This window comes from Mucilaginibacter sp. GW822-FHT03E02, assembly GCF_058801545.1.
Genome location: NZ_JBXANJ010000001.1, coordinates 6,019,135 through 6,042,572, shown reverse-complemented (window position 1 = coordinate 6,042,572; position 23,438 = coordinate 6,019,135). Strand labels below are relative to the sequence as shown.

The following is a 23,438-nucleotide window of genomic DNA, read 5'->3' as shown; positions in this document are numbered from 1 at the left end:
TTTAGCAAAATCATAGTTAAAAGCATGCTTTCAACGTACACCCTGCAATGTAAAATGATATTTTTATTTGGGCGTCCTTTACTGTCTTGGAGGATGTGGCTTGGACCAATTGGCATAAAACAACTGGGTTCCGGAAATATCTGTATTACAACAATGCCTTCAGCACCGGCCAAACACTATCAGCCATTACTTTATAGCCGGCTGCATTGGGATGCAGTCCATCGGGAAAATTAAGATGCGCTTTGCCTGCAACACCATCTAAATAAAAAGGCACAAAAGCCATCTGGTTGACATCGGCAACGCTGCGAAAAATAGCTTTAAAATCTGCAGCAAAAGTTCCGGGGATAAAAGCCGGGATCTCCATACCCAACATTACCAGTTTGATGCCAGGATATTTTAGTTTTACCTTGTCAACAATGGCTTGTATATTTTTCGCAGTAGTTTGCGGCGGTATACCCCTGATGATATCATTTACACCTAATTCGAGCACAAAAACGTGCAATGGACGATTCATCCAATATTCCAGCCGCATTAAGCCACCAGCCGTGGTATCGCCGCTGAGGCCACCATTAATGCAGTGATATGGCAAGCCTGCAGCATCTATTTTTTGTTGTATCAAAGCAGGGAACGATTCGGCTTTATGATTGCCCAAACCGTACCCCGCCGTAAGGCTATCGCCAAAAAAAAGTATGTTTTTAACATTGGTCATTTAAGGCCAGTTTAATCGGGCCGTCGTTATTTTAAAAATTTTCAAATAATCCGCCAATGACTAATGACAGCGAAGCGAAATCACCACTTAATACCTCGTATTATCCCTGTAGTTTTGCGCACGCACTGCAATTTGCTCTAAAGTAAGCTCGCCATATTTTTTTGCGCGATCAAACCATTCCGGAGCCTCGTCGATCAGGTTATCGATGATTGATTTTCCGTCGGGTCCTTTTTTTGTAACGTAGTTTATGCCGTAGGCAACTGCTGCACCAACGGCAAGTATTTTTATAAAGCCCATATTTTTAATGTTTTGTTTAGTAATCATATGACAATGATGGTGCCAGTTTGTTACATAGCGCCAATAGTAAGAGTTAAATAACGGCGATTAGTTTAATGCCCGTATAAACAAACGCGGTGCTGTTAATTTAATTGCGATTTCCTTGTTGCCTGTTTTTACCTATTTTTACTTCTGCTATGTTTTTTATCCTATCCAAGGTACTATCGTTTTTACTATTACCTGTTTTGTATGTTTTTGTTTTGCTGCTGATAGCCGTGTTAACAAAAAAGCCCAAATTAAAACGCAGGTACCTTATCTGGGGTGTAGCCTTATTCTGGATATTTTCGGCCCCGTTGTTTTTAAATCTACTGGCCAGGGCGTGGGATATTGCTCCCGTTAAACTGCCGCCGGGCAAAACATACAGCGCGGCCATAATTTTAGGCGGCTTTGCCAGTGAAAACAAACAAGGTAAAGGAGTTTTTAACTGGGCCGCCGATAGGTTTATACAAGGCATTTTATTACAGCGAAACGGCCAGGCAAAAAAAATAGTGATATCAGGGGGTAACAGCAGCCTTGTTCCCGGCGCTTTCAGGGAAGGTGATTTTGTGCAGCAGCAGCTGCGGATACTACAGATTCCTGATAGCTGTATACTCATAGAGAACCAGGCGCGGAATACGCTCGAAAGTGCTTCATTAACTAAAGCGCTGCTACTCAAAAATAAGCAACAGGGCCCTTATCTGCTGGTTACCTCGGCCTTTCATATGCGCCGGGCTATGCAAATATTTAACAGCCAACATGTTAATGTAATCCCGTATCCCTGTAATGTAATTTCGGGCGATGTACAATGGTCGCTTTTTGAGTTAATTCCCAGTGCTGAAGTTTTAAACAGGTGGAGCCTATATATTAAAGAAATTATTGGATTTACCGTTAACTATTTATCGGGCAAGGGTTAACTCCCAACTACTTTCAATCTATCGCCATTATCCTGCACCCTGTTATTCCTGTTCCAGTCATCTACATCTATTAATCCTGGTTGGGTTTGGTAGTGAGTACTGTCTTTAGGGCACCGTACTATAAATTTGCTGCCCTTACTTTGTTCAATTACAGGTCGTTTGCCGCATATGATGCAATTTTCGCAAAATACTAAGGGTTGGATTTTAATAAATTTGGCCATTTGTATGCTAATTTGGCTACTGTTTCTTTAATTTAACATACCCGGTTATAGGTATATTTTGATATCTGCTATTAAACCGGTGTGCAAATAAATTTATATACTCCGGTGGTAATTGTAAAAAGCCCAAAAATGGAATTACAATTATAGTTTATATTTCAATAATTATATCAATCGACAAATTATTTAATTATTTTGGCAAGCACAGCAGTTAAATACCATTGGTTATTTTATGGGGATATTATTAATTGAGGATGAACCAAATGTGGTATCGGTAGTTAAACGCGGCCTTACCGATTATGGCTTTGAAGTAAGTGTTGCAGCAAATGGCGCAACGGGTTTACAAATGGCGCTTGATCATGACTTTGATCTGATTATACTCGATGTAATGCTACCCGTAATGGATGGCATACAGGTTTGCAAACGCATCAGGCAGCAAAAAAAGATGATACCCATCATTATGCTTACTGCACTTGACTCAACCGAGAACATTGTAAGCGGGCTGGACAGCGGGGCAGATGACTATATGGTAAAACCATTTAAAATTGCTGAGCTTGCTGCCCGCCTGCGCACCCTACTGCGCCGCGGCGGAAGCGAAACGTTAGCAAATAACACCTATACAATAGGCAACCTGGTGCTCAATACCGAATCGAAAATAGCTTACCGCAGCAACGAAGTATTAAAACTCACAGCTACCGAATACCGGCTACTTGAATATTTTGTAAAAAACCAGAAAAAGGTACTATCCCGGATCCAGATCCTGGAAAATGTTTGGGATATTGATTTTAATATGGGTACCAATGTGGTAGATGTGTATGTAAACTATCTGCGTAAAAAGCTGGAGAAAAACGGGGGACCTAACCTCATCCATACGGTGTTTGGTATGGGTTACCTGATGAAAGAGGGCGATACAGATGAAGATACAAAGTAAAATAACATTACTATTCCTGCTGCTATCGGGCGGTATACTTATACTGCTTAATGCATCCATTTTTTACCTGGTTTACAAATTCAACTTTGATGATTTTTATAAACGGCTGGAAGCCCGCGTAAATATAGCGGCGGAAGTGCAGCTGTCGCCAGGCGCCAAAAGTAAAGCTACCTTAGAGGTACGCAACAAGTACCTGGAGAAGCTGGATTCGGAAAAAGAATATTTTTTAGCGGTAGACAACGGCAACAAAGTGCGTGCAAGTGCAGGCATTGCCCAGGTTTTTATCGACGATATATTACTGACAGGCCAGGCCCATTACAGGCACGATAATACTTTTTATGCAGGCTCGCTGTTCAAAAAAGGCAATGCAGGTTATGTTGTTATTGTATCGGCATCAAACCCGGCTGGTTTCCAGGAGTTAAAAGACCTTCAAAAAATATTGTTATATGGCTTTTTGCTGGCCATGATATTGGTATATTTTGTGGGCAAGGTTTTTTCGTTCTACACCTTTCAGCCGGTGAGGCGCATCATCAACAATGTTAAAAACATCACCGCCAATAACCTGCATTTCCGGCTGGACGAACTAACCGGCAAAGACGAGATTGCCGAGCTATCGCTTACGTTTAATGACATGCTCAACAGGCTTGAAACTGCCTTTGAAACGCAAAACAACTTTGTAAGCAATGCATCGCATGAGTTACGCACGCCGCTAACCATCATATCATCTGAGCTTGAACTGGCTTTAAATAAGCAAGACCTGAACGCACAGCAACGCGGGGTTTTAAATACAGTGTATGCCGAATCGGAAAAACTGGGCCAGATTCTGAACAGCCTGCTTACACTGGCACAATCGGGCTTTGATGGCAAAAGGCAAAACTGGGAAAGCATCAGGATGGATGAACTGTTGCTAACCGCATCCGAATCTGTTAAACGAATAAACCCGGAGAGCAATATCTATATCGACCTTGAAAACTTACCTGCCGATGAAAGCTTGCTTTATGTAAAGGGTAACAGCAATTTGCTGCGGCTGGCCATTAACAACATTATCAGCAACGCTTGCAAATACTCCGATAACCGACCGGTAACAGTTAGTCTGTTTGCCGAAAATAAAAGAGTGATTATTGCCATTAAAGACCAGGGCATCGGCATCCCCCAAACCGAGCTTCAGCATATATTCGAGCCTTTTTTTCGCGCCTCAAATGCCCACGAGTATGAAGGCCATGGCGTTGGCCTGCCCTTAACACTTAATATTATCCGCCTGCATAAAGGTAGTTTGGGTATCAGCTCGGAGGTTGGGGTAGGTACAGAGATTAAGGTATTTTTGCCGGTGGAGCCTCACCCTGCCCTCTCTAACAGTATAAGTTAAGGCAAAACGCAGGTATAGATAATATCGAATAATGAATTTTGAATGTCCAATACTGAAGTTTTCCCTTCATTATTCGATGTTGGACGTTCAGTGTTCGATATTTAAATGCTTTGCAATTTATTAATTGGTGAGGCATTCTAATCAAATTCTAATAACTTTCTTATATCCTACTAATTATTGGCTGCTACACTTGTATCAAACAAAACATACAAGGTTTCACCATTAATTAAAATTGCCATGAAAACGTTATTAATCCCTACCGATTTTACCCAGCAGTCTATCCAGTATATCCCTGCTTTGGCCCAGGTTTTTTACCCCGAAAAAGTAAATATTGTGTTGGTACACATGCTTAAAATTACCGATAATATGAGCGAATTGCTGATGCTATCGCGCCGCAGCGTAGAGTACCGGCAAATTCCCGATAATTTTTATATCAGGTGCCGCGATATCGAAAACAAGTACAGCCATGTCATCAACAATATTGCGATCACTTTTTTTTATGGCAGCACGGTTGCAGTTTTCAATAATTTTCTGGAAGCTAATGAAATTGACGCCATTGTGCCTGCACATGACAATTACGAGTTGCTTTTTAAAAACAGCATAGCCCCGCAAATGCTTTTCGATAAATGCGATACAGCCCTTATAAAACTACCTAAAACGCCGGGCACTTTGGCCAACGTGGTAATTGAAGAACACGTTTTAACTGAACAAGAATCATAAATTAAAATCTTACACCTTATGTTATTAAAAGAAAATATACCGGTAAGCTATGTATTTGGCAAAATAAAAAAGGAAGTTTTGATGGTGGCGGTTTACGCAATTACTGTCTATTGTATTCACCAATACTATAACTTCAAAGATGTTTCGATACCACTAACAGTGCCTACCATCCTCGGAACCATTATATCGCTGCTGCTGGCCTTTCGGTCAAACCAGGCTTATGACCGGTGGTGGGAGGCCCGCATCCTTTGGGGAGGTATCGTAAATGATTGCCGCACCTTTGCACGCCAAATTTTAACTTTTGTGGATAGCAGTCATGATGGCGAGCAAAAGTGGGCGTTAAAAGAGCGCATCATCCGCAGGCAAATGGCCTGGTGCTATAGCTTAAGCTGCCATCTGCGCGGCCAAAACGCAAAGGATAACCTGGAGGCCTACCTAACCGACGATGATGTAAAAAACATCAAAAAGCTTGACCATATTCCGCTTGCAATAAACGAGCTGCAGGGTCATGACCTGCGCACACTGTATAAACTGGGCTGGATAAATGAGTACCAGCAAGTGACCCTTGATAACACACTAACCAACTTTATGAATTTGATGGGTGGCTGCGAGCGTATCAAGAATACCGTTTTTCCGGTTACTTATAGCGTATATATTCACTGGCTGGTTATGTTTTTTGTGCTGTTATTGCCTTTTAGCCTGATGGAGTTTTTCGGAATTTTCCAGGTACCGCTGGTAATAGCCATATCCTCGGCCTTTTTCCTGATCGAAAAAATGGCCATCCACCTGCAGGACCCATTTGAAAACAAACCTACAGATACACCAACAACAACCATCAGCCGCACCATCGAAAAAAACCTGAAACAGATGATGAAGGATGAGTTACCTCATGACATCGATGCAGTGATCAGTAAACAGCCTCAAAAACAGACTCAGTTTTACATACTGTAAGGTGAAACAAGAGTTAAGACCTTTTTTCTATCCGTGATGCCGTCAGTCTCCAAAAGGAGACGGCGGCTTTTTCTGTTAAGCATCCCAAAAAAAGTCTTGATACTTGATACTAACTACTTGCTACTTTTTAAGCGGCTTTACCATGGTCAACCTATCTAAATTGGGTTAACATAACTTAACACATTTCGGTTTTTTTATTTACAACTACTTAATAATTAATAACTTATATTTTTTCATAATTAACATTAAACTGATGTTTGCGCAATCAAACATGGTCATAGAAATCGCTTTTAACACTTAGGTTTAGTTTCCCATAAGCTTTGATTTGAGCAAACACAAACTTAACTACCTGCAGGATAGACTATAACGATTTTTTCGACCTAACGTTTCGAGTCGCGCTGTCGAACAATTCCAAAATTCGTGAAATTCGATTAAATTGTAGGCTGGCTGCCAGGCATTCGTGTCCAACTCAAAAAATGAAGCCGCACTAATTTCCCCAATTCTTTTTCCTACTTTGGCTATCGTAAAGTTTATAACAAATCGCACTGTATAAAAATGACTTATTGCCTCGGAATTAAGGTTAAAGAAGGTTTATTGGCTATTGCCGATACCCGTATAACCTCTGGTACGGATACCACTGTAAAAAAGAAGATCACCATTGAACAAAAAGATCATTTTTCGCTTTTTATCATGACCAGCGGTTTACGGTCGGCAAGGGATAAGGCTATTGTTTATTTTAACGAATTGCTGGAAACCAAAGAGTTTAACAAAATGTACAAAGCTGTAAACGCCTTTGGCGAGCAGGTAAAACGGGTAATTGCCGAAGACAAAGCATCGTTGGAAGCCGCAGGTTTTCGGTTTGACCTGAACACCATTATAGGCGGACAGCTAAAAGATGACGACGAGCACAAGCTTTTTTTGCTGTACCCCGAGGGAAACTGGGTTGAATTGGGGCAGGGTGCGCCTTACGTAGTTATAGGCAATTCGGGCCATGGCAAGGCGATACTAAACCGCATCCTTACCGAAGACAGCAGCCTGAAGTTGGCCCTTAAAACAGGTTTTCTGTCGTTCGATTCAACAAGGGTGAGTTCCAATAATGTGGATTTCCCGATTGATGTAGCTGTTTATAAAAAGGATAGTTTCGACATTATTCAACAGCGATACGAAAAGAAAGACCTGGAATATATATCTGCCCAGTGGGCCGAAGAACTGAAACTGGCTTTAGAGCATATATCTGAAGATTGGATGGATACGACCTTTAACAAATTAGAAGAAATTAAAAACGAAAGCTGATCAATGAAATTCAATGTGTTTACCCAAATGGAATATGTAGTACGGGCGCCGGGCACATTGATATTAAATATACATGCATTACGTACACCCAACCAAACTGTACTGAACGAGGAGTTTACGGTTGACCCTTACGTTAAAATTGAGGAGATCATATCTGCCCAGGGCGAAAACCGCTTGATGCGCTTCGAAGTATACCAACCTGGTACTATTAAAGTTACATACAATGCCCTGGTTGACAATTTTTACGAGCTTACCGACTATTCCCAGCAACAGGAAACATTAGTAGCGCAGCTCGACTCGTCTGTGCTGCCCTATTTAAACCCAAGCCGTTACTGCCAGTCGGATAAATTATACCGGCTATCGCACAACCTGTTTGGCCACATTACCAATCCGTTTGAAAAGGTAGTTACCCTTACCGACTGGATTCACAACAACGTGCAATATTTAAGCGGGTACAGCAATTCGCAAACATCAGCATTTGACACTGTTACCGAACAGATTGGCGTTTGCCGCGACTTTGCCCACCTGGGTATTGCCCTTTGCCGCGCTTTAACCATTCCGGCACGCTATTTTACAGGATACGCCTATCACCTATACCCTGCCGATTTTCATGCCTGTTTTGAGGCTTACCTTGGCGGCAAATGGATTCTTTTTGACGCCACCAAACTGGTACCCTTAAATGGCCTTATAAAAATTGCCACCGGCCGCGATGCTGCCGACACCGCCATAGCCAACATTTTTGGCGATGTAACCTTTACCACCATGCAGGTAAGCTGCGAACTTGCCCCGGACGAGCATAATTTTGAGCCGGTGTATTATATTCACGGCGGATATAACGGGTTATCGTATTTGTAGGCCTTCCATTTGGAAGTTGTTCTGATTGAAGCGCATAAATACTATGCCTTCCTTTTCAACCTGTTCCCGTAAACCCAGTTGATGCCTAATACGGCAACGCATATCAGCAAGCCAAAAAACTCCCGGGTTTCTTCTATCCACGGTTTTTCGGCCTTCATGCTTTCTACCAGGCTTTCGGAGTGGTGCTTGGTAAACCAGTCTATCAAACCATTGGCGTCAAATATTTTATAGATAGCATAAGCCAGGTAAATAAATATACCAACTGCATACCAAACCGGGTAAAATTGTTTTTGCGAAGCCTTAAAACAAAACCAGGCGCTGTAAAGATAAATAGGCACCCAAATGTAAGGGTCGGGATCGTTATACTGCAGACCCGCAAAAATGATAAACAGCACAACAAATACGATGTTAAAAACTTTCATGGTTTAAATGGGATATTGGTTTCGATTGCACTTAATGCAGGTTAAGCGCTTAAAGATAATAATTTTTGAGTTTCCTGTTAATTTGGGTTAATGGTTTACACTATTAATGGTATCGTTTCAAATCAGCAAAACAAACGTGATTAAATTTAAAAAAGCACGAAGAGTTTCGTTACCTAACTCGAATTGAGGGGACCATATATCAACAAATTCGACGACAAATTTCGGGCTAATTTTATGTAAATTGTAAGTTTATGCTATGTATTTTGTAAGTGGCAGCTATGTATTTTGTAAGTTGATGCCATGTATTTTGTAAGTAATGATGTAGTTTCTTGCGACATTGTCCTCTTCCTCAACCGTTCTTAACCTCCATCACTCCTTTTCCAAACAAACATTTAACATTATTATAACATCTATCAAAACAATTTCATTACTTAAGCGCTTCTGGATAATAGTTTTCTGCACCGCCTGATATCCTTCCTATGAGCTTAGCTGATCTTTACCCGTCAAAAAAATCAATAATAATTACTATTATATTTTTCTGCGCCGCCTGCAATCTTTTTGCCCAAAACAATATATTCGATCAAAAGCCCGAGGTGAAACTACGCTATTACCGGGATGTTCGGGATACCTCAGTAAAACGCAGGTTTGGCCGTGCGGTAGCCGAATTGGGTATAGCCGAAATTACACCCTGGATTTTTGACCGGTATGTAGCCAATAAGGATTACGCCCGTATAAACTGGAAAAGTGTGGGCCACAACCTTAACCCCGGCAACTGGGAGTTTGATAACGATCCTTTTCAAACCAATCAGTTTGGCCACCCCTATCACGGCAGCTTGTTTTATAGCGCATTCAGGAGTAATGGTTTTAGCTTCTGGCAATCGGTACCGGCAACCATGGCGGGCAGCTACCTTTGGGAAACCTTTGCAGAAACCCAGCCACCCTCCCCTAACGATTTTATAAATACCAGTTTTGGCGGCATAGTGTTGGGCGAGATGACTTTTCGCCTATCCAGCCGTATTGTAAATAACCGCCAGCGTGGTTTTAAAAGGCAGGCCAGCGAGGTAGCCGGATTAATAATTAACCCCATGCGCGGACTAAACCGCATTTTAGATGGTACCTGGGGCAAAGTTTATGGCAATAGTACCGAGCGCGACTCATCAAAAATAGGCGCCGAGTTTGACCTTGGTGGGCGGATATTTAACTCTAAATCGGTAAGCCCGTTTGAACACGGTAGGTTTGGCTGGTTCGGCCGGGCCTCATTATTGTATGGTGTGCCCAATGAAGGCTTCAGGAAGCCGTTCAGCAATATCTCGATAACCGCCGAATTTGGTAAGGACGATAGCAGCTCGGTTAATGTGATAAGCGTTTATGGATCACTTACCGGCTGGGACATTTCTGTGATTGATCAGGATAAAATGGAGAACCTGGTGATATTATCGGCAAACTATGATTACATCCGTAACCAGGCATTTTTTTACGGAGCACAAAGCGTAAAATTCAATCTATTCTCCGAGCTTAAGCTAACACATGGTATAAAAATCACCGGCAACCTTGGTGCCGGCCCGATCCTTTTGGCTGCAGTCCCCGATCAATACACCTACAATAGCCGTAATTATGATTATGGGCCTGGCTTTTCCGTTAACGGCGGCGGCACCATAAGGCTGTTAAATAAATTATCATATAGTGCAAATTACCGGGGCGGCTGGATGGTAACTGTAGACGGCAATAAATCGCATTATTTTTTGCACACATTTAGTAACGAAGTAAGCTACATGTTTATCAAAGGCCTCTCCATAGCTGCCGAATCGGGCTATTTCCGGCTGGAAGGAAACTACCATGACTATCCCGACGTGAATAAGAAATATCCTTACCTCAGGATCTCGACAAGATATTCAATAGGGAATTTGTGAAAAAGCTAAAAGCAGAAAGCTTAAGGCTTAAAGCGAGAAAATAACTTTGCGCTTTCAGTTTAACAACGCGATAAAAGGCTTTAAGCTTTCAGCCTTAGGCTTTCCGCTTAATTTAGACGTCGCGGGCAGATTCGAACTGCCGTTTAGGGTTTTGCAGACCCCCACCTATCCTCTCGGTCACGCGACTTAAAAAAAAACTATAAAATCACTTATTAGATTGGCAGGGGGCGAAGATGGTATGTTATCTTTCTCCGTTGAATGGAGCAGGAATTAGCACCTTTTACATTATGCGGATGTATAGGTTGCTAAGACGTCTTTGGGCCTTTCCCTCAGTCTTTCTTGATAAGTTAAAATAAAGAACGATTTGTCTGTGTTGACGATGCAAACATAAAACATTATTTATATAAATCCTATAGGAATAGTAGAATATTTTTAAATAATTAATTATCTCTTTAAAAATCAATATCATAAAATAAAAAAATCGCTCCCGAGAGCTTCCAGCTCGTGGGTCGCATGGTTTCAGCTTTCAGCTGAACTAAGCCAAAGGCCTGGTAATACCCACGAGTTACGCTGCACTAACCTTGCGGGAATTGGCGGAGTTAGACATTCATCTTAAACATCGCAATTCACTTTCCCTCCACCTGATGGATTATCCAACTATCCAAATACGCCAATCTCCCGCATCCTTTTGCAAAAAAAACTGAATAACAGTTACCTGTTATAACTGTATTTTGGGTACCTTAATATACACTATACTTTGCAGATACATAAGGATAGTTGTGCAAACTATAAGCGTTAATATTGCTTTAACCAATTGAAATAAACACAAAAATGAAGGTAGCTTTATTTGTTCCCTGCTATGTAGACCAATTTTATCCACAGGCTGCCATTGCAACCCTGGAATTGCTGGAAAAGCTGGGTTGCGAAGTTCATTACCCTAAAAATCAAACCTGCTGCGGGCAGCCTATGGCCAATAGCGGCTACGAGCACCTTACCGGCGGCTGCAATAATTTATTCATCGATAATTTTGCCGGTTACGATTATATTGTTTGCCCATCCGGCAGTTGCACGCTCCATATCAAAGAACACCTGCATTCACACGAAAACGAAGATAAAGCGCTCGAAATCCGTAAACGCGTTTTTGAACTTACCGAGTTTTTGGTAGATATATTACAGGTAAAAAGCCTGGAAGCCAGTTTCCCCTACAAAGTAGGCATGCACCAAAGCTGCCATGGCTTGCGGGGCCTGCGCATTTCGCAAATGACCGAACTGGTGGCCCCGCCGTTTAGTAAACCTGCGCAATTGCTGGGCATGGTTAAAGGCCTGGAACTGGTACCCTTAAGCCGGGCCGATGATTGTTGCGGCTTTGGCGGTACCTTTTGCGTGGTAGAAGAAGCTGTGTCATCCAAAATGGGTAAAGACCGTGTGGATGACCATATTGAACACGGGGCACAATACATCACCTCGGCCGATTTAAGCTGCCTGATGCACCTGGAAGGCATCCTGCGCCGCCAAAACAGCGATGTTAAAGTAATTCATGTTGCCGAAATTTTAAACCACAGCATAGTATGAGCAGCTCCGCAACAAAAGATCATCCTCAATTAGCCGCCATATTTAACCGCGACGAGCCACGGGTTGACTGGCACGACGAAACCCTGTGGTGGGTTCGCGCCAAACGCGATATTGCAGCACATAAATTGCCCGAGTGGGAGCTGCTTCGCGAAACGGCCTCACAAATTAAAAACAACGTACTATCAAACCTGAGCACTTACCTGGAGCAATTTGAGGCAAAGGCTATTAACAACGGCATAATAGTACATTGGGCAGCTAATGCCGAAGAGCATAACAAAATTATTTATACCCTGTTGGAGAAACGGGGCATCAGCCGCATGGTAAAAAGCAAATCGATGCTTACCGAGGAGTGTCACCTTAATGAATACCTGCTAAAACAGGGCATCGATGTAATCGATTCCGACCTGGGCGAACGCATTGTTCAGTTAGCCGGCGAGCCGCCAAGCCATATTGTACTGCCCTGTATCCACAAGAAAAAGGAAGAAATAGGCGACATTTTTCATGAGCATTTAGGCTCGGCCAAAGGCGAATCAGATCCTAAAATATTAACCGAAACGGCCCGCCAACACCTTCGCGAAGTATTCCTGACCCGTCGCGCGGCCCTTACCGGGGTTAATTTTGCCATTGCCGAAACCGGCGAGTTTGTAATATGCACCAACGAGGGTAACGCCGATATGGGTGCCCACCTGGCCGAAATCCATATTGCATCCATGGGTATCGAAAAGATAATCCCGGAGCGGAAACACCTTGGCGTGTTTTTGCGCCTGCTCACCCGCAGTGCCACAGGGCAACCTATTACCACCTACTCCAGCCATTTCAGCAAACCGCAGGATGGTAAAGAAATTCATATTGTGATAGTTGATAACGGCCGCAGCATCCAGCTGGGTCGCGAGGATTTCCGCAATTCGTTAAAATGCATCCGTTGCGGGGCCTGTATGAATACCTGCCCTGTATACCGCAAAAGCGGCGGCCACAGTTACCATACTGCGGTTGCCGGCCCTATAGGCAGCATCCTGGCGCCCAACCTCGACATGGAAAAATATGCCGACCTGCCCTTTGCCTCAACCCTATGCGGCTCGTGCAGCAATGTATGCCCCGTTAAAATTGATATTCACGACCAGCTATACAAATGGCGGCAGGTAATTGTTAAGGCAGGCTATACGCCCAAAGCCAAAACTTTGGCCATGAAAGGCATGGCTTTCACCTTATCCTCGCCCATGATTTACCGGGCGGCAGGCAAAATGGGGCGCCTTACGTTCAAATACGCGCCCTTCGCGGTTAATAATGGCGCTAACCCATGGTACAAACATCGCGAAATGCCCAAAGCACCCGAACAGTCATTTGGCGAATGGTATGCCAAAAGAAAGGAAAATAAGAAATGAGCAGTCGCGAAAACATATTAGCAGCCGTAAAAGCCAACCAGTTTAGCCAGGCAGATTTACCCGGTCTCGAGGTTTTAAGCACCCTGACCTCCACCAACGACAACCTGGTTGAAAAATACAAAACCATCGGCAGTGCAGGGGGCAGTTTTGTATACGAAGTGGCCGACTACACAGCCATCCAAAACATCCTGCATAAAGAGTTTAAACCCGGTGTAAAAATCATATCAGGCATCAAGGAATTAGGCGAATACACCTATGTTGCCGATATAAAACACGAGTTATCCCACAGTTTTGCCGATGTGGAATTGTGCATCCTCCGGTCGGGCCTCGGCGTTGCAGAAAACGGGGCATTATGGCTCACAGAGGAGGATATGACCGTCAGGGTACTGCCCTTTATTGCCCAGCACCTGGCAGTAGTAATCAGTAAAACTAATTTGGTGCCCACCATGGCGCAGGCTTATGAAAAAATTGGCAGCACAACGTATGGCTATGGGGCATTCATCGCCGGTCCATCAAAAACCGCCGATATTGAACAATCGCTGGTTATTGGCGCCCACGGGCCGCGCAGTTTATCGGTTTTTATATTGCCGTAAGCCCCCCTGTCATGCTGAGTGGTAAAATTTCGCGAAATTCTGAAGGAGGAATGACATACAAAAATAAAAGACTGTCATGCTGAGTGGTAAAATCCGCGGATTCTGAAGGGGAAATGACATTCAAAAATAAAAGACTGTCATCCTGAGGAACGAAGGATCTATTCGCGAACTTTTCTATCGGTCATGCACAACTGATAGATCCTTCGTTCCTCAGGATGACAGGGAAATTGAATATGTCATGGGTAGGTACGAAGCATCTATTCGCGAACTTTGCAAGGCGTAGAATAGATCCTTCACTATCGTTCAGGATGACAGTGGATATTTATACCTAAAGAGTACATACTCCTTCCATCTTTACTCCATCTACCACCTATTACTCCAACGGATAACCTTTATCAACCCAGTTGGTTTTCAAGTTGGTGGCCAGGTTAAGCAGCTTCACATCGGTAAACCCTAATTTTTGCAATTTGGAAAAAGCCGGGCGAATGTTAGGGCATTTAACAAATGGGCAGCATCCGCAGTAAATAACTATCGCGGTATTTTTGGGTAAATTAGCGACTGCCCTACTTAACTTTTCCAGGTTTTCAGGTTTGTTTACTGCGCCAATGTGGGTAGCGCCTTTAATATCTTCTACAGCACCGATGTTAAAGATAACGGAGACTGTTGTACCTGTTTTTATGTTAGCAGCTAAGGCAGCCGGTTCCAATAATTGACTTTCTGTCCAGGGATTAGTAACGCCTAACGTTGGCATAGCCATCGGCGAAGTTTGCGCCCTGGTGTTTGTACTTAATAAAACTACAAAAATCAAGCTTAGCAAAGCTCCAAAATATTTATTTTTCATGTTCCGGGTGTTTATCAGCAACTTCGTTTGCTCAAATATGAACATTAATTATCTATGGAAGCAGATAAAAAAGAACATTGGGAACGGGTATATCACACCAAAAATCCCGACCAGGTGAGTTGGACGCAAGCCGTGCCGCAAACCTCGCTTAATTTTATTCGCGGTTTCGATTTAGCAAAAACCGACAGGATAATCGACATCGGTGGCGGCGACAGCAAACTGGTTGATTTCCTGCTGCAGGAAGGTTACACCAACATTACCGTGTTGGATATTTCCGAAGCAGCCTTAGCCAAAGCCAAGGCTCGGCTTGGGGCCAAAAGCAGCCAGGTTACCTGGATAGTTTGCGATGTTACCAATTTTGAACCCACAGAAACCTACACTCTTTGGCACGACCGGGCGACCTTCCACTTCCTGACAACGCAGGATCAAATTGCCAGTTATTTAAATATTGCCACAAAAGCAGTCAGCGATTATTTAATCATCGGAACATTTTCTGAAAACGGGCCCGAAAAATGCAGTGGGTTAGTCATTAAAAAATACGCAGAACAACAATTGCAAACCATATTTGACCGGCATTTTGAAAAGGTAACCTGTATTACCGAAGACCATACTACACCTTTTGCAACAAAACAAAACTTCCTGTTTTGCAGCTTTAAAAAGCGCAAGGTATAACCAATAAAAAAAGCATCTGATAATGATGACACAAGGATGAAGATTACCTATTGCAAAAATATACCGATTGGTATATTTTTGTCGTGTTGAATTTAATCACAACGAAACACAATGAAAACTTCAAAAAACACCATACTCATTACCGGCGGCAGTGCCGGCATAGGTTTTGAGTTAGCAAAAAAATTATCGGCAGATAACCATGTTATCATTATTGGCCGTAACGAGGCTCGCTTGCAAAAAGCTGTGGCCCAATTACAAAATGTGAGCGCTATAACCGCCGATGTATCCAACGCCGAAGATGTAGAAAAACTGGTAGCCAAACTAACTACAGATTTCCCCGAACTGAACATCGTAATCAATAATGCTGGCGCAGCAAACCTTAACGACCTGCTTACCGATACCAACACCTTTGAAAAAGCCGGCGAAGAAATGCTGACCAACTACCTGTCGGTTATCCGCCTGAACGAAAAACTGCTGCCATCACTCAAAAAGCAACCTGATGCGGCTATTGTAAACGTATCATCGGTAGTTGCCTTTGCACCAAGTACCAGGCTTGCTACCTACGGCGCTACCAAAGCCGCCTTACACGCTTACACCCGCGCCTTACGCTTAGTATTGGCAGATACCAGTGTTAAAGTTTTTGAACTGATGCCGCCGCTGGTTGACACCGAATTCTCGGCCGAAATTGGTGGTAAAAATGGTATCCCGCCAGCCCAGGTTGCCGATGAGTTTTTAGCGGCATTAGCAAGCGACACCTATGAGATCCGCGTAGCCAATACCGAGCAATTTTACAGGCTGTACCTATCCAACCCAGATGAAGCTTTAAGGGTAATTAATTTACCAAGGGAATAATAGCTCATTTAAAAAATTTACCATATAATATACCGAACGGTATATTATATGGTATTTTCCCAACCCCGCTATGAAAAAAAGCATCCTCATCATCACCGTTATTACCGCCGCCATGATGGAGCTCATTGATACCTCGATAGTCAATGTAGCCTTATCGCACATGAGTGGTAATTTGGGATCAACGCTGGAAGATACCTCCTGGGTTATAACCGCCTACGCCATTGCCAATATCATCGTAATCCCCATGACCAGCTTTTTAGCCACCAAGCTGGGCAGGCGCAATTATTATATAGGCTCTATTATCGCTTTTACCTTTTTTTCGGCCATGTGCGGGCTGGCGTCAAATATCTGGACATTGGTGCTGTTCCGTTTTTTGCAAGGCATTGGCGGCGGCGCGCTGTTATCGGTATCGCAGGCAATAGTTTTTGAGGTGTATGGCAAAGCCCGCGCGGGTATTGCCAGCGCCTTATTTGGTGTAGGTGTGTTTTTAGGCCCAACAATTGGCCCAACCCTTGGCGGTTTCATCACCGAAAACTACTCCTGGCCCTGGATATTTTTTATCAATATCCCCATAGGCATCGCCGTTGCAGTATCCAGCATTTTATTGGTTACCGAACCGGAGATTAAAGTTGAACCAAAAGCCGTAGACTGGTGGGGCATCCTGCTGTTGATTATAGGCATCGGCTCGCTCCAAACAGTACTGGAACGCGGCGAAACTGATGATTGGTTTTCTGCCGGTTATATTGTAGCGTTAACGGTTATAGCCGTATTCAGCATCCTCACTTTTATCTGGTGGGAGCTTACCATCCCCAACCCGGTTATTGATTTGCGGGTACTTAAAAGCAAATCGCTGGCAGTTGCCGCAATACTTACCGCAGTAACCGGTGTGGGCCTGTTTACATCAGTGTTTTTAACACCGGTGCTGGCACAGCGGGTACTACTATTCCCGCCTACTATAACGGGGCTTACCTTGCTGCCCGGCGCTATATTAGCCATTTTTGGCCTGCTGTTTTCGGCTACCTTGCTTAAACGGGGCGTATCGCCACTAATAATTATTACCATTGGCTTTGTGTTGTTTATAATTTTCAGCTTCCTGATGTCGGGCCTAAACCTGGAAGCAACACCTGGCAACCTTGCCAGGATACTCATATTCAGGGCTTTGGGGTTGGCTTTTTTAACCGTTCCACTTACGGCATTGGCAGTATCCGGGTTGGATGCCAAAGATGTTCCGCAGGGATCGGCATTAAACAATATGATGCGGCAGCTTGGCGGCTCCTTCGGTATCGCTATGATCAATACCTATGTGGCCCATCGTTTTGGATCGCACCGTAACGATCTTATCTCTAACATCAGCATATATAATCCGCAGGCTACACAGCGCATCAATGGGCTAACCCAATACTTTGCAGCCAAAAGCGGCACCCTGATGGAGGCACAGCATAAAGCGATGGCTGTAGTAAATAACGGGATAGACAGGCAATCATTCCTGATGAGTTACCTGGATGCCTATATTTTTGTAGGGTTGTTATTTGTGTTGGCGATGCCGTTATTGCTGCTGGTGCTCGATCGTAAAAAACAGGCAGGGCCGGTGGTTTTGGTGAGCGATCATTGACAACAGTGCAATAAGAATTAAAAGCGCAGCAAGGGGGGCGAAGATTTCACGCGAATGTTGTGGACACCATCACATTTGCGCTTCCTTTTAAAAAAGCGGTGGAAAAGTGCGATTCCCCTCTTGAGAGGGGCGGAGGGGTGTGTTATGCGCGCGCAATGAAACGCGGAAAACACACCCCTGCCAACGCACCTCCCACCGCGCCCCCTCTCAAGAGGGGAATAAAAAATATACTTGATAATCAACGAATTATAATGACGCAATTGTAAGTTTCTGACTATCAATATTAAATATCCGTCATTGCGAGGTACGAAGCAATCCCCTACATGCTAAGTCCCACATAGTTCGGGATTGCTTCGTACCTCGCAATGACGGGGGGGTAGAACATTGTTTTAACTATATTTCGTTGTACGTCATAACGCTTTTTTCAGGTTTTACTTGACAGACACTCGCAATATCAAATACCAACCGGTATATTTACATTATGGAAAAGGAATTATCAAAAGCCGAACGCACCCGCAAGTTCATTGTGGAAACCACCGCGCCCATCTTCAACAAAAAAGGATATGCCGGTACGTCGCTGTCTGATTTGACGGATGCTACAGGCCTTACCAAAGGGAGTATTTACGGAAACTTTGTTAATAAAGAGGAAGTTGCCGCGGCGGCATTTGACCATAACTCGGCTATCCTGAGAAAACAGATCCAGGACCGTATTCAAAAAGCCGGCACTTATCACGATAAGCTGCTTGTTTATGCCCAGGTATACCACAGCTTTACCAGGGCTTCATTCCCGGCAGGCGGCTGCCCTATTTTGAATACTGCCGTTGATGCCGACGACACCAACCCTTTGTTAAAAGATAAGGCCGCCCAGGCGGTGCTCCGCTGGCAAAAATCGATAGAAAACCTGATCCGGGCGGGTATCGACTCAGGCGAGTTTAAACCCGATGCTGATTTAAGCGGCACAGCCCTGGCAATGATTGCGCTGATAGAAGGTGGCATTATGATAGCCAAGGTTACCAATACTCCCGCAAGCCTGGATAAGGTGCTGCAAACCGTAAAAGCTTTAATTGCAGCCCTTAAAACCACGTAACCCATATTGCCGCTGCATCTATGGCAGCCCTGGCAACGGCAGTATTGTCTGCCTAATGTAAGAAGCTTGTTACCACAAAATTTATTTGACTGTATTTCAAAATATTATAACAGGAGGCTGTAGCCGCAGGAAACAAATGGCACCGGCCATACGTTATAAGGTGCACCAATTATATAAAAAATGTCTAAAAAAATCTTGATACTCGATGATAGCGAAGATATCCTTGAGGTGATGAAAGACGTGCTCGAGATGGAGGGTTACGAGATTGAAATTTTAAATTATACAGCAGATATATGCAAATCGGTCATAACCTTTAATGCCGACCTGGTGATATTAGATTATATCCTTTTTGGCATAAACGGCGGCGAACTTTGCCATATGCTAAAAACCAACCCGCTCACGGCCCATATACCGGTAGTTATGGTATCGGCTTACCCACGGGTGCTGGAGTCATTGGGCAACTATGGCTCTGATGCCTTTGTGGCCAAGCCCTTTAGCCTTGCCGATATTGTTGGTACGGTAAAAGAGTGCTTGTTGAAGGCCGGGGATATTGAGCATAGTTTAAACTAAAATAAAGTCTGAAGTTCTAAGTCTGAAGTCTGAATTCTCATTTTTTGACTTAGAACTTCAGACTTAAGACTTCCGACTAAAGACTATCCGTCGTTACCCTATACTATGCTCGTCAAGCTCCCTGCCTTCGGCATCGGGTTCATGATAGTTTTTGATAAAACTTGCAATTTCTTCGGCCTGCAGGTGGGTAAGGTCGCCCATGCTGCTGTACTCCCACTGGTTCATGTTATCGTCAAAAACAATGTCGCCTAAATCAACCATGCCTTCGTTCAAACCAAACACACCGGTAGCTTGTATGTGGCCACCCGTTGCGGGTTGGGTTACCGGGTTAATGGTAATCAAGCGGTCGCCATTTGATGTATATAATGTATAATCTACAGGCTTTGTCATGTTTAATATATTTGCATTACCTACAAATACAACCGCTTTTTGTTTACTTTATTTAGCTAAAACGTTACCAGCATTTAGCTAAAACGTTACCAGCCCATTATTTCTATCACCCTTGCAAATTCGGGCTGAAAACCGGCATTTATAGTTATCTGCTGCCCGGTAACCGGGTGGTTAAATTGCAGGTGCGATGCATGGAGCAGCATGGTGTTCATATCCCAGGTTTCGGTAAAAAACTTATTCTGCTTGTTACAGCCATGCGTACGATCGCCAATAATGGGGTGAAATATGTGTGCAAAATGTTTTCGCAACTGGTGCATGCGCCCCGTGGTTGGTACGGCTTCAACCATGGAGTATCTGGAGGTGGGATGCGCGCCAAACGGCACATCAAGTTCGGCACGTTTAAGCGTGGTGTATGTGGTAAATGCGTCCTGCAACGTTCCGTTCTCTTTGCGTAGCGGGTAATCAATATTCTCGGTATCAACGGTATGCCCGCGTACAATGGCCAGGTATTTTTTTTGCACCTTGTTATCCATAAAAGCCTGCTGCATGGCTATCTCTACCTGCTTATCCAGCGCAAAAAGTAAAATACCGCCTGTTTTCCTGTCTATCCGGTGTACCGGGTTAACCTTCTGCCCTATCTGATCGCGCAGGATCTGCAAGGCAAACTCCGTGGCCTCCGCCGCAATAGGCGACCGGTGTACCAACAGGCCATGTGGCTTATTAACAGCAATAAGGTGTTCATCCCGATATACGATCTCTAACATCCGGCAAAGGTACTTTTTAGATTTGAGACTTTATTTTGTTCATTGGTTCACTGGTTCATTAGTTCATTGGTAACTGTCGGCGTTGGATGGTTGGCTATTGCAAACTGCTTACTCACCACTCACAACAAATTTTAAAAAGTCCATCATCTAAAAAAAATATTTTAATTAGTTTATTCTTTTTATATCTTTAGTTCATCACAATAAACCGTAAAACAATGACAGCCAAAGCAAAAACCGTTACTGGCGACACTGCGCCTGATAGTATCAACTCGGCGCCTACCAGGCTTTTCTCGTTGGATGCCCTGCGCGGGTTTGATATGTTTTGGATAATGGGTGGCGAAGAGATATTTCATACCATGGCCAAAGCCACCGGATCGCCTTTTTGGGGTTCCATTGCCAACCAGTTTACCCATCCCGACTGGAACGGCTTTCATTTATACGATCTGATATTCCCCTTGTTCCTGTTCATGGCAGGTGTATCAACCCCATTTTCGGTGGGCCGCGAACTGGAGAAAGGCAAAAGCAAGCAGCAACTGGTATTGCGCGTGATGAAAAGGGCACTAATATTAGTACTGCTGGGCCTGGTGGTAAATAACGGCTTAAAAATTATGCCTGTTAGTGAAATCCGGTTTGCAAGCGTGCTTGGCCGCATTGGTATCGCTTATATGTTTGCCAATATTATTTACCTGTATAGCAGCGAGCGTATGCAGATGGTTTGGTTTTGGGTATTCATTATAGGCTACTGGCTGCTGTTAAAATTTACATCGGCCCCGGGCTATCCGCATGGCGATTTAACCATGCAGGGCAATTTTGCATCTTACATGGATAGGGTTATCCTGCCCGGAAAACTATATTTAGGCATCCATGATCCCGAAGGATTATTCTCGACCATCCCGGCCATCAGTACCGGGCTATTGGGTATTATCACCGGTACCATCCTTAAAAAAACAGGCCTTGCACAAATGAAAAAGGTAGCCATACTTGCCATCGCCGGCGTGGCTTTCCTGATCATAGCCCAGGTTTGGAACCTCGATTTCCCTATCAACAAAAACCTGTGGACCAGCTCGTTTGTAATGCAGGTGGGCGGTTTAAGCTTATTGCTGATGGCTTTCTTTTACTATATTATTGATGTGTTGGGCTACCAAAAATGGTCGTTTTATTTTAGGGTGATAGGCATGAACTCCATCCTGATTTACGTATCGGGCCACTTCATCAAATGGAGTTATACCAATAACGGCTTCTTCGGCTGGATAGGCCAGCTCATAGGCGATCCGTTTAACGCCGTGGCCATGGCTATTACCTTTGTAATGGTGAAGTGGCTGTTTTTATATTATTTATATCAGAAGAAGACGTTTTTGCGGGTGTAAGCCGCTGATTTGGGATGATTGCGTTGATTTTTTCTGAACTCGGATTAAACGGATTTATCTGATTCTTTGGATTTGATTTGCACGCGGGCTACTATATGCAAATCAAAATCCTGTTTATCTTAATAATCTCCTTAATCCGAGTTCAGAAAGAATCAACTCAAAAGAAAGACAGATACTCCTCCGGCATTTTATCGATGCTTTTAATCTGGATATCTTTAAAATAAACTTCGGCGGCTTCGCTTTGCAGCTGGAGCTTGCCTTTGGTTAGGGGTTTGCTTTCTTTACCGTCCTGGTAGCCCAGGTTCGATAGGGCATTTACCACATGGCCATTTACAATGTAAACACTTTTATCGCCGTAGCAAATCAACTCCATGGTGTTCCATTCGCCTTTGGGGTTTTCAAAGTTTTGCCGGCGCTGGCAAAAACCCTGGTTAGGTGCGCCTACGCCCATGAAAATCTTATCCGCATTTTTATTAAACACGTAATTGGGCACGCCGTCGGGCTTGCTGGCCCTTACGGTGGCATGGGCGGTGCCCACGTTCCAGTAGTCGCCAATGCCGCCTTCCATCACCTGGAACTCTTGAGATAACATCCAGGCATGAAAATAATCTGCACCACACTCGCCCTGCGAATGGTATAACAAACCCGAATCCATAGGTTCGTTTAAACGTGGCTCCCATTTTTTGGTGCCGAATTTAGTTTTCAACCTGAGGCGGTAGTTTTGAAATTCCTGTTTGGTATAAATACAGCCATATATCTCGCCGGTGATATGCAATACAGGTTCGCCATGCTGCATCTCGACTGAAAATAAATTGCCTTCATTTTTATCGTAACCAATAGGCGGCAGCGTTTTACCATCGGCGCCTTTAGGTGCTTCACCTTTGTAGGGATAGGTTAACCGGTAGCTTTGGTAAATAGTCCATTTGCTCATCTTTTTATCCATAAGCTTTGTCCAGCCGTTATCGGGGTTAAAGGAAGTAAGGCCAGCCAAAACCAGGCAGCCAAGCGCAAGCGCTAAAGTTTTTTTCATAGTGGTGAGAAACTATAAGTTTAAGAAATCTAAATCAATCCGCAATCGATTGTAATTGCACACTAATGTAAGCAATCGGCATTGCAGAAATACCGCGGATGC

At 43.8% G+C, this 23,438-nt stretch carries 25 protein-coding genes, 1 tRNA gene and 1 riboswitch; of the genes, 17 read left to right on the top strand and 9 right to left on the bottom strand.

Annotated elements, in window-relative coordinates:
• Nucleotides 1-145 precede the first annotated feature (145 nt).
• Entirely contained in the window at nt 146-709 is a 564-nt protein-coding gene (locus AC1RM2_RS25240; protein WP_492987884.1) for an arylesterase, read from the bottom strand.
• 87 nt (nt 710-796) lie between these two features.
• Entirely contained in the window at nt 797-1,033 is a 237-nt protein-coding gene (locus AC1RM2_RS25235) for a YtxH domain-containing protein (protein ID WP_492987883.1), read from the bottom strand.
• Nucleotides 1,034-1,182: 149 nt separating this feature from the next.
• Here AC1RM2_RS25235 and AC1RM2_RS25230 point away from each other — a divergent pair, with 149 nt between their 5' ends.
• Nucleotides 1,183-1,938 carry a YdcF family protein gene (locus tag AC1RM2_RS25230; RefSeq protein ID WP_492987882.1) on the top strand — a complete coding sequence of 252 codons (756 nt, stop codon included), beginning with the start codon at nt 1,183-1,185 and terminating at the stop codon, nt 1,936-1,938.
• On the opposite strand, the gene AC1RM2_RS25225 is transcribed toward AC1RM2_RS25230, so the two are convergent.
• Nucleotides 1,935-2,159, bottom strand: a complete 225-nt coding sequence (locus AC1RM2_RS25225; RefSeq protein ID WP_492987881.1) for a hypothetical protein — start codon at nt 2,157-2,159, stop codon at nt 1,935-1,937. The genes AC1RM2_RS25230 and AC1RM2_RS25225 overlap by 4 nt on opposite strands.
• 229 nt (nt 2,160-2,388) lie before the next feature.
• Here AC1RM2_RS25225 and AC1RM2_RS25220 point away from each other — a divergent pair, with 229 nt between their 5' ends.
• From AC1RM2_RS25220 to AC1RM2_RS25195, 6 genes are all read left to right on the top strand, one after another.
• Complete coding sequence (locus AC1RM2_RS25220; protein WP_492987880.1) at nt 2,389-3,087, top strand: response regulator transcription factor; 699 nt, start codon at nt 2,389-2,391, stop codon at nt 3,085-3,087.
• On the top strand, nt 3,071-4,453 hold the full coding sequence (locus tag AC1RM2_RS25215) for a sensor histidine kinase (protein WP_492987879.1): 1,383 nt from the start codon (nt 3,071-3,073) through the stop codon (nt 4,451-4,453). The genes AC1RM2_RS25220 and AC1RM2_RS25215 overlap by 17 nt, the downstream gene beginning before the upstream one ends.
• Before the next feature lie 237 nt (nt 4,454-4,690).
• Nucleotides 4,691-5,173 (top strand): hypothetical protein, encoded by a 483-nt coding sequence (locus AC1RM2_RS25210; protein ID WP_492987878.1) that lies wholly within the window; start codon nt 4,691-4,693, stop codon nt 5,171-5,173.
• Between the two features lie 18 nt (nt 5,174-5,191).
• Nucleotides 5,192-6,124 (top strand): bestrophin family protein, encoded by a 933-nt coding sequence (locus AC1RM2_RS25205; protein WP_090652851.1) that lies wholly within the window; start codon nt 5,192-5,194, stop codon nt 6,122-6,124.
• Between the two features lie 555 nt (nt 6,125-6,679).
• A complete protein-coding gene (locus AC1RM2_RS25200) occupies nt 6,680-7,417 on the top strand; it encodes a proteasome-type protease (RefSeq protein WP_492987877.1) in 738 nt (245 codons plus the stop codon).
• A gap of 3 nt (nt 7,418-7,420) precedes the next feature.
• On the top strand, nt 7,421-8,272 hold the full coding sequence (locus AC1RM2_RS25195; protein ID WP_274209379.1) for a transglutaminase-like domain-containing protein: 852 nt from the start codon (nt 7,421-7,423) through the stop codon (nt 8,270-8,272).
• Between the two features lie 41 nt (nt 8,273-8,313).
• Here the strand turns inward: AC1RM2_RS25195 and AC1RM2_RS25190 are convergent, their stop codons facing one another.
• Entirely contained in the window at nt 8,314-8,694 is a 381-nt protein-coding gene (locus AC1RM2_RS25190) for a transmembrane 220 family protein (RefSeq protein ID WP_492987876.1), read from the bottom strand.
• A gap of 479 nt (nt 8,695-9,173) precedes the next feature.
• Between AC1RM2_RS25190 and AC1RM2_RS25185 the strand changes: the two genes are divergently transcribed.
• On the top strand, nt 9,174-10,604 hold the full coding sequence (locus AC1RM2_RS25185; protein ID WP_492987875.1) for a DUF3943 domain-containing protein: 1,431 nt from the start codon (nt 9,174-9,176) through the stop codon (nt 10,602-10,604).
• Between the two features lie 116 nt (nt 10,605-10,720).
• Here AC1RM2_RS25185 and AC1RM2_RS25180 read toward each other — a convergent pair.
• A tRNA-Cys gene (locus AC1RM2_RS25180) sits at nt 10,721-10,791 on the bottom strand.
• A 51-nt stretch (nt 10,792-10,842) separates the two neighbouring features.
• A riboswitch (SAM riboswitch) is annotated at nt 10,843-10,953 on the bottom strand.
• A 482-nt stretch (nt 10,954-11,435) separates the two neighbouring features.
• On the opposite strand from AC1RM2_RS25180, the gene AC1RM2_RS25175 reads away from it, so the two are divergent.
• From AC1RM2_RS25175 to AC1RM2_RS25165, 3 genes are read left to right on the top strand one after another with little or no spacing between them, the layout of a single operon-like run.
• Nucleotides 11,436-12,176, top strand: coding sequence for a (Fe-S)-binding protein (locus AC1RM2_RS25175; protein WP_492987874.1), 741 nt, complete (start codon nt 11,436-11,438; stop codon nt 12,174-12,176).
• A complete protein-coding gene (locus tag AC1RM2_RS25170; protein WP_492987873.1) occupies nt 12,173-13,558 on the top strand; it encodes a lactate utilization protein B in 1,386 nt (461 codons plus the stop codon). The genes AC1RM2_RS25175 and AC1RM2_RS25170 overlap by 4 nt, the downstream gene beginning before the upstream one ends.
• A complete protein-coding gene (locus AC1RM2_RS25165; protein ID WP_492987872.1) occupies nt 13,555-14,151 on the top strand; it encodes a LutC/YkgG family protein in 597 nt (198 codons plus the stop codon). Before AC1RM2_RS25170 ends, AC1RM2_RS25165 begins: the two co-directional genes overlap by 4 nt.
• Nucleotides 14,152-14,524: 373 nt before the next feature.
• On the opposite strand, the gene AC1RM2_RS25160 is transcribed toward AC1RM2_RS25165, so the two are convergent.
• Nucleotides 14,525-14,992 carry a rhodanese-like domain-containing protein gene (locus AC1RM2_RS25160; RefSeq protein WP_492987870.1) on the bottom strand — a complete coding sequence of 156 codons (468 nt, stop codon included), beginning with the start codon at nt 14,990-14,992 and terminating at the stop codon, nt 14,525-14,527.
• 54 nt (nt 14,993-15,046) lie between these two features.
• Here AC1RM2_RS25160 and AC1RM2_RS25155 point away from each other — a divergent pair, with 54 nt between their 5' ends.
• The 5 genes from AC1RM2_RS25155 to AC1RM2_RS25135 all read left to right on the top strand — a co-directional run bounded on the left by AC1RM2_RS25155 (nt 15,047) and on the right by AC1RM2_RS25135 (nt 19,785).
• The gene (locus AC1RM2_RS25155; RefSeq protein ID WP_492987869.1) at nt 15,047-15,664 is read left to right on the top strand and encodes a class I SAM-dependent methyltransferase; all 618 of its coding nucleotides are present in this window, start codon (nt 15,047-15,049) and stop codon (nt 15,662-15,664) included.
• 111 nt (nt 15,665-15,775) lie between these two features.
• Nucleotides 15,776-16,516, top strand: a complete 741-nt coding sequence (locus tag AC1RM2_RS25150; RefSeq protein WP_492987868.1) for an SDR family oxidoreductase — start codon at nt 15,776-15,778, stop codon at nt 16,514-16,516.
• A 70-nt stretch (nt 16,517-16,586) separates the two neighbouring features.
• On the top strand, nt 16,587-18,128 hold the full coding sequence (locus AC1RM2_RS25145; RefSeq protein WP_492987867.1) for a DHA2 family efflux MFS transporter permease subunit: 1,542 nt from the start codon (nt 16,587-16,589) through the stop codon (nt 18,126-18,128).
• A gap of 481 nt (nt 18,129-18,609) precedes the next feature.
• Nucleotides 18,610-19,215, top strand: a complete 606-nt coding sequence (locus AC1RM2_RS25140; protein ID WP_492987866.1) for a TetR/AcrR family transcriptional regulator — start codon at nt 18,610-18,612, stop codon at nt 19,213-19,215.
• A gap of 180 nt (nt 19,216-19,395) precedes the next feature.
• Nucleotides 19,396-19,785: a response regulator gene (locus AC1RM2_RS25135; protein ID WP_492987865.1), complete on the top strand. Its 390-nt coding sequence runs from the start codon at nt 19,396-19,398 to the stop codon at nt 19,783-19,785.
• 93 nt (nt 19,786-19,878) lie between these two features.
• On the opposite strand, the gene AC1RM2_RS25130 is transcribed toward AC1RM2_RS25135, so the two are convergent.
• Both AC1RM2_RS25130 and AC1RM2_RS25125 read right to left on the bottom strand, forming a co-directional pair.
• Nucleotides 19,879-20,175, bottom strand: a complete 297-nt coding sequence (locus AC1RM2_RS25130; protein WP_492987864.1) for a hypothetical protein — start codon at nt 20,173-20,175, stop codon at nt 19,879-19,881.
• Between the two features lie 86 nt (nt 20,176-20,261).
• Nucleotides 20,262-20,939 (bottom strand): pseudouridine synthase, encoded by a 678-nt coding sequence (locus tag AC1RM2_RS25125; protein ID WP_492987863.1) that lies wholly within the window; start codon nt 20,937-20,939, stop codon nt 20,262-20,264.
• A 215-nt stretch (nt 20,940-21,154) separates the two neighbouring features.
• Here AC1RM2_RS25125 and AC1RM2_RS25120 point away from each other — a divergent pair, with 215 nt between their 5' ends.
• Complete coding sequence (locus AC1RM2_RS25120; RefSeq protein ID WP_492987862.1) at nt 21,155-22,306, top strand: acyltransferase family protein; 1,152 nt, start codon at nt 21,155-21,157, stop codon at nt 22,304-22,306.
• Nucleotides 22,307-22,463: 157 nt separating this feature from the next.
• Here AC1RM2_RS25120 and AC1RM2_RS25115 read toward each other — a convergent pair whose 3' ends face one another.
• On the bottom strand, nt 22,464-23,336 hold the full coding sequence (locus AC1RM2_RS25115) for a 3-keto-disaccharide hydrolase (RefSeq protein WP_492987861.1): 873 nt from the start codon (nt 23,334-23,336) through the stop codon (nt 22,464-22,466).
• Nucleotides 23,337-23,438: the final 102 nt, after the last annotated feature.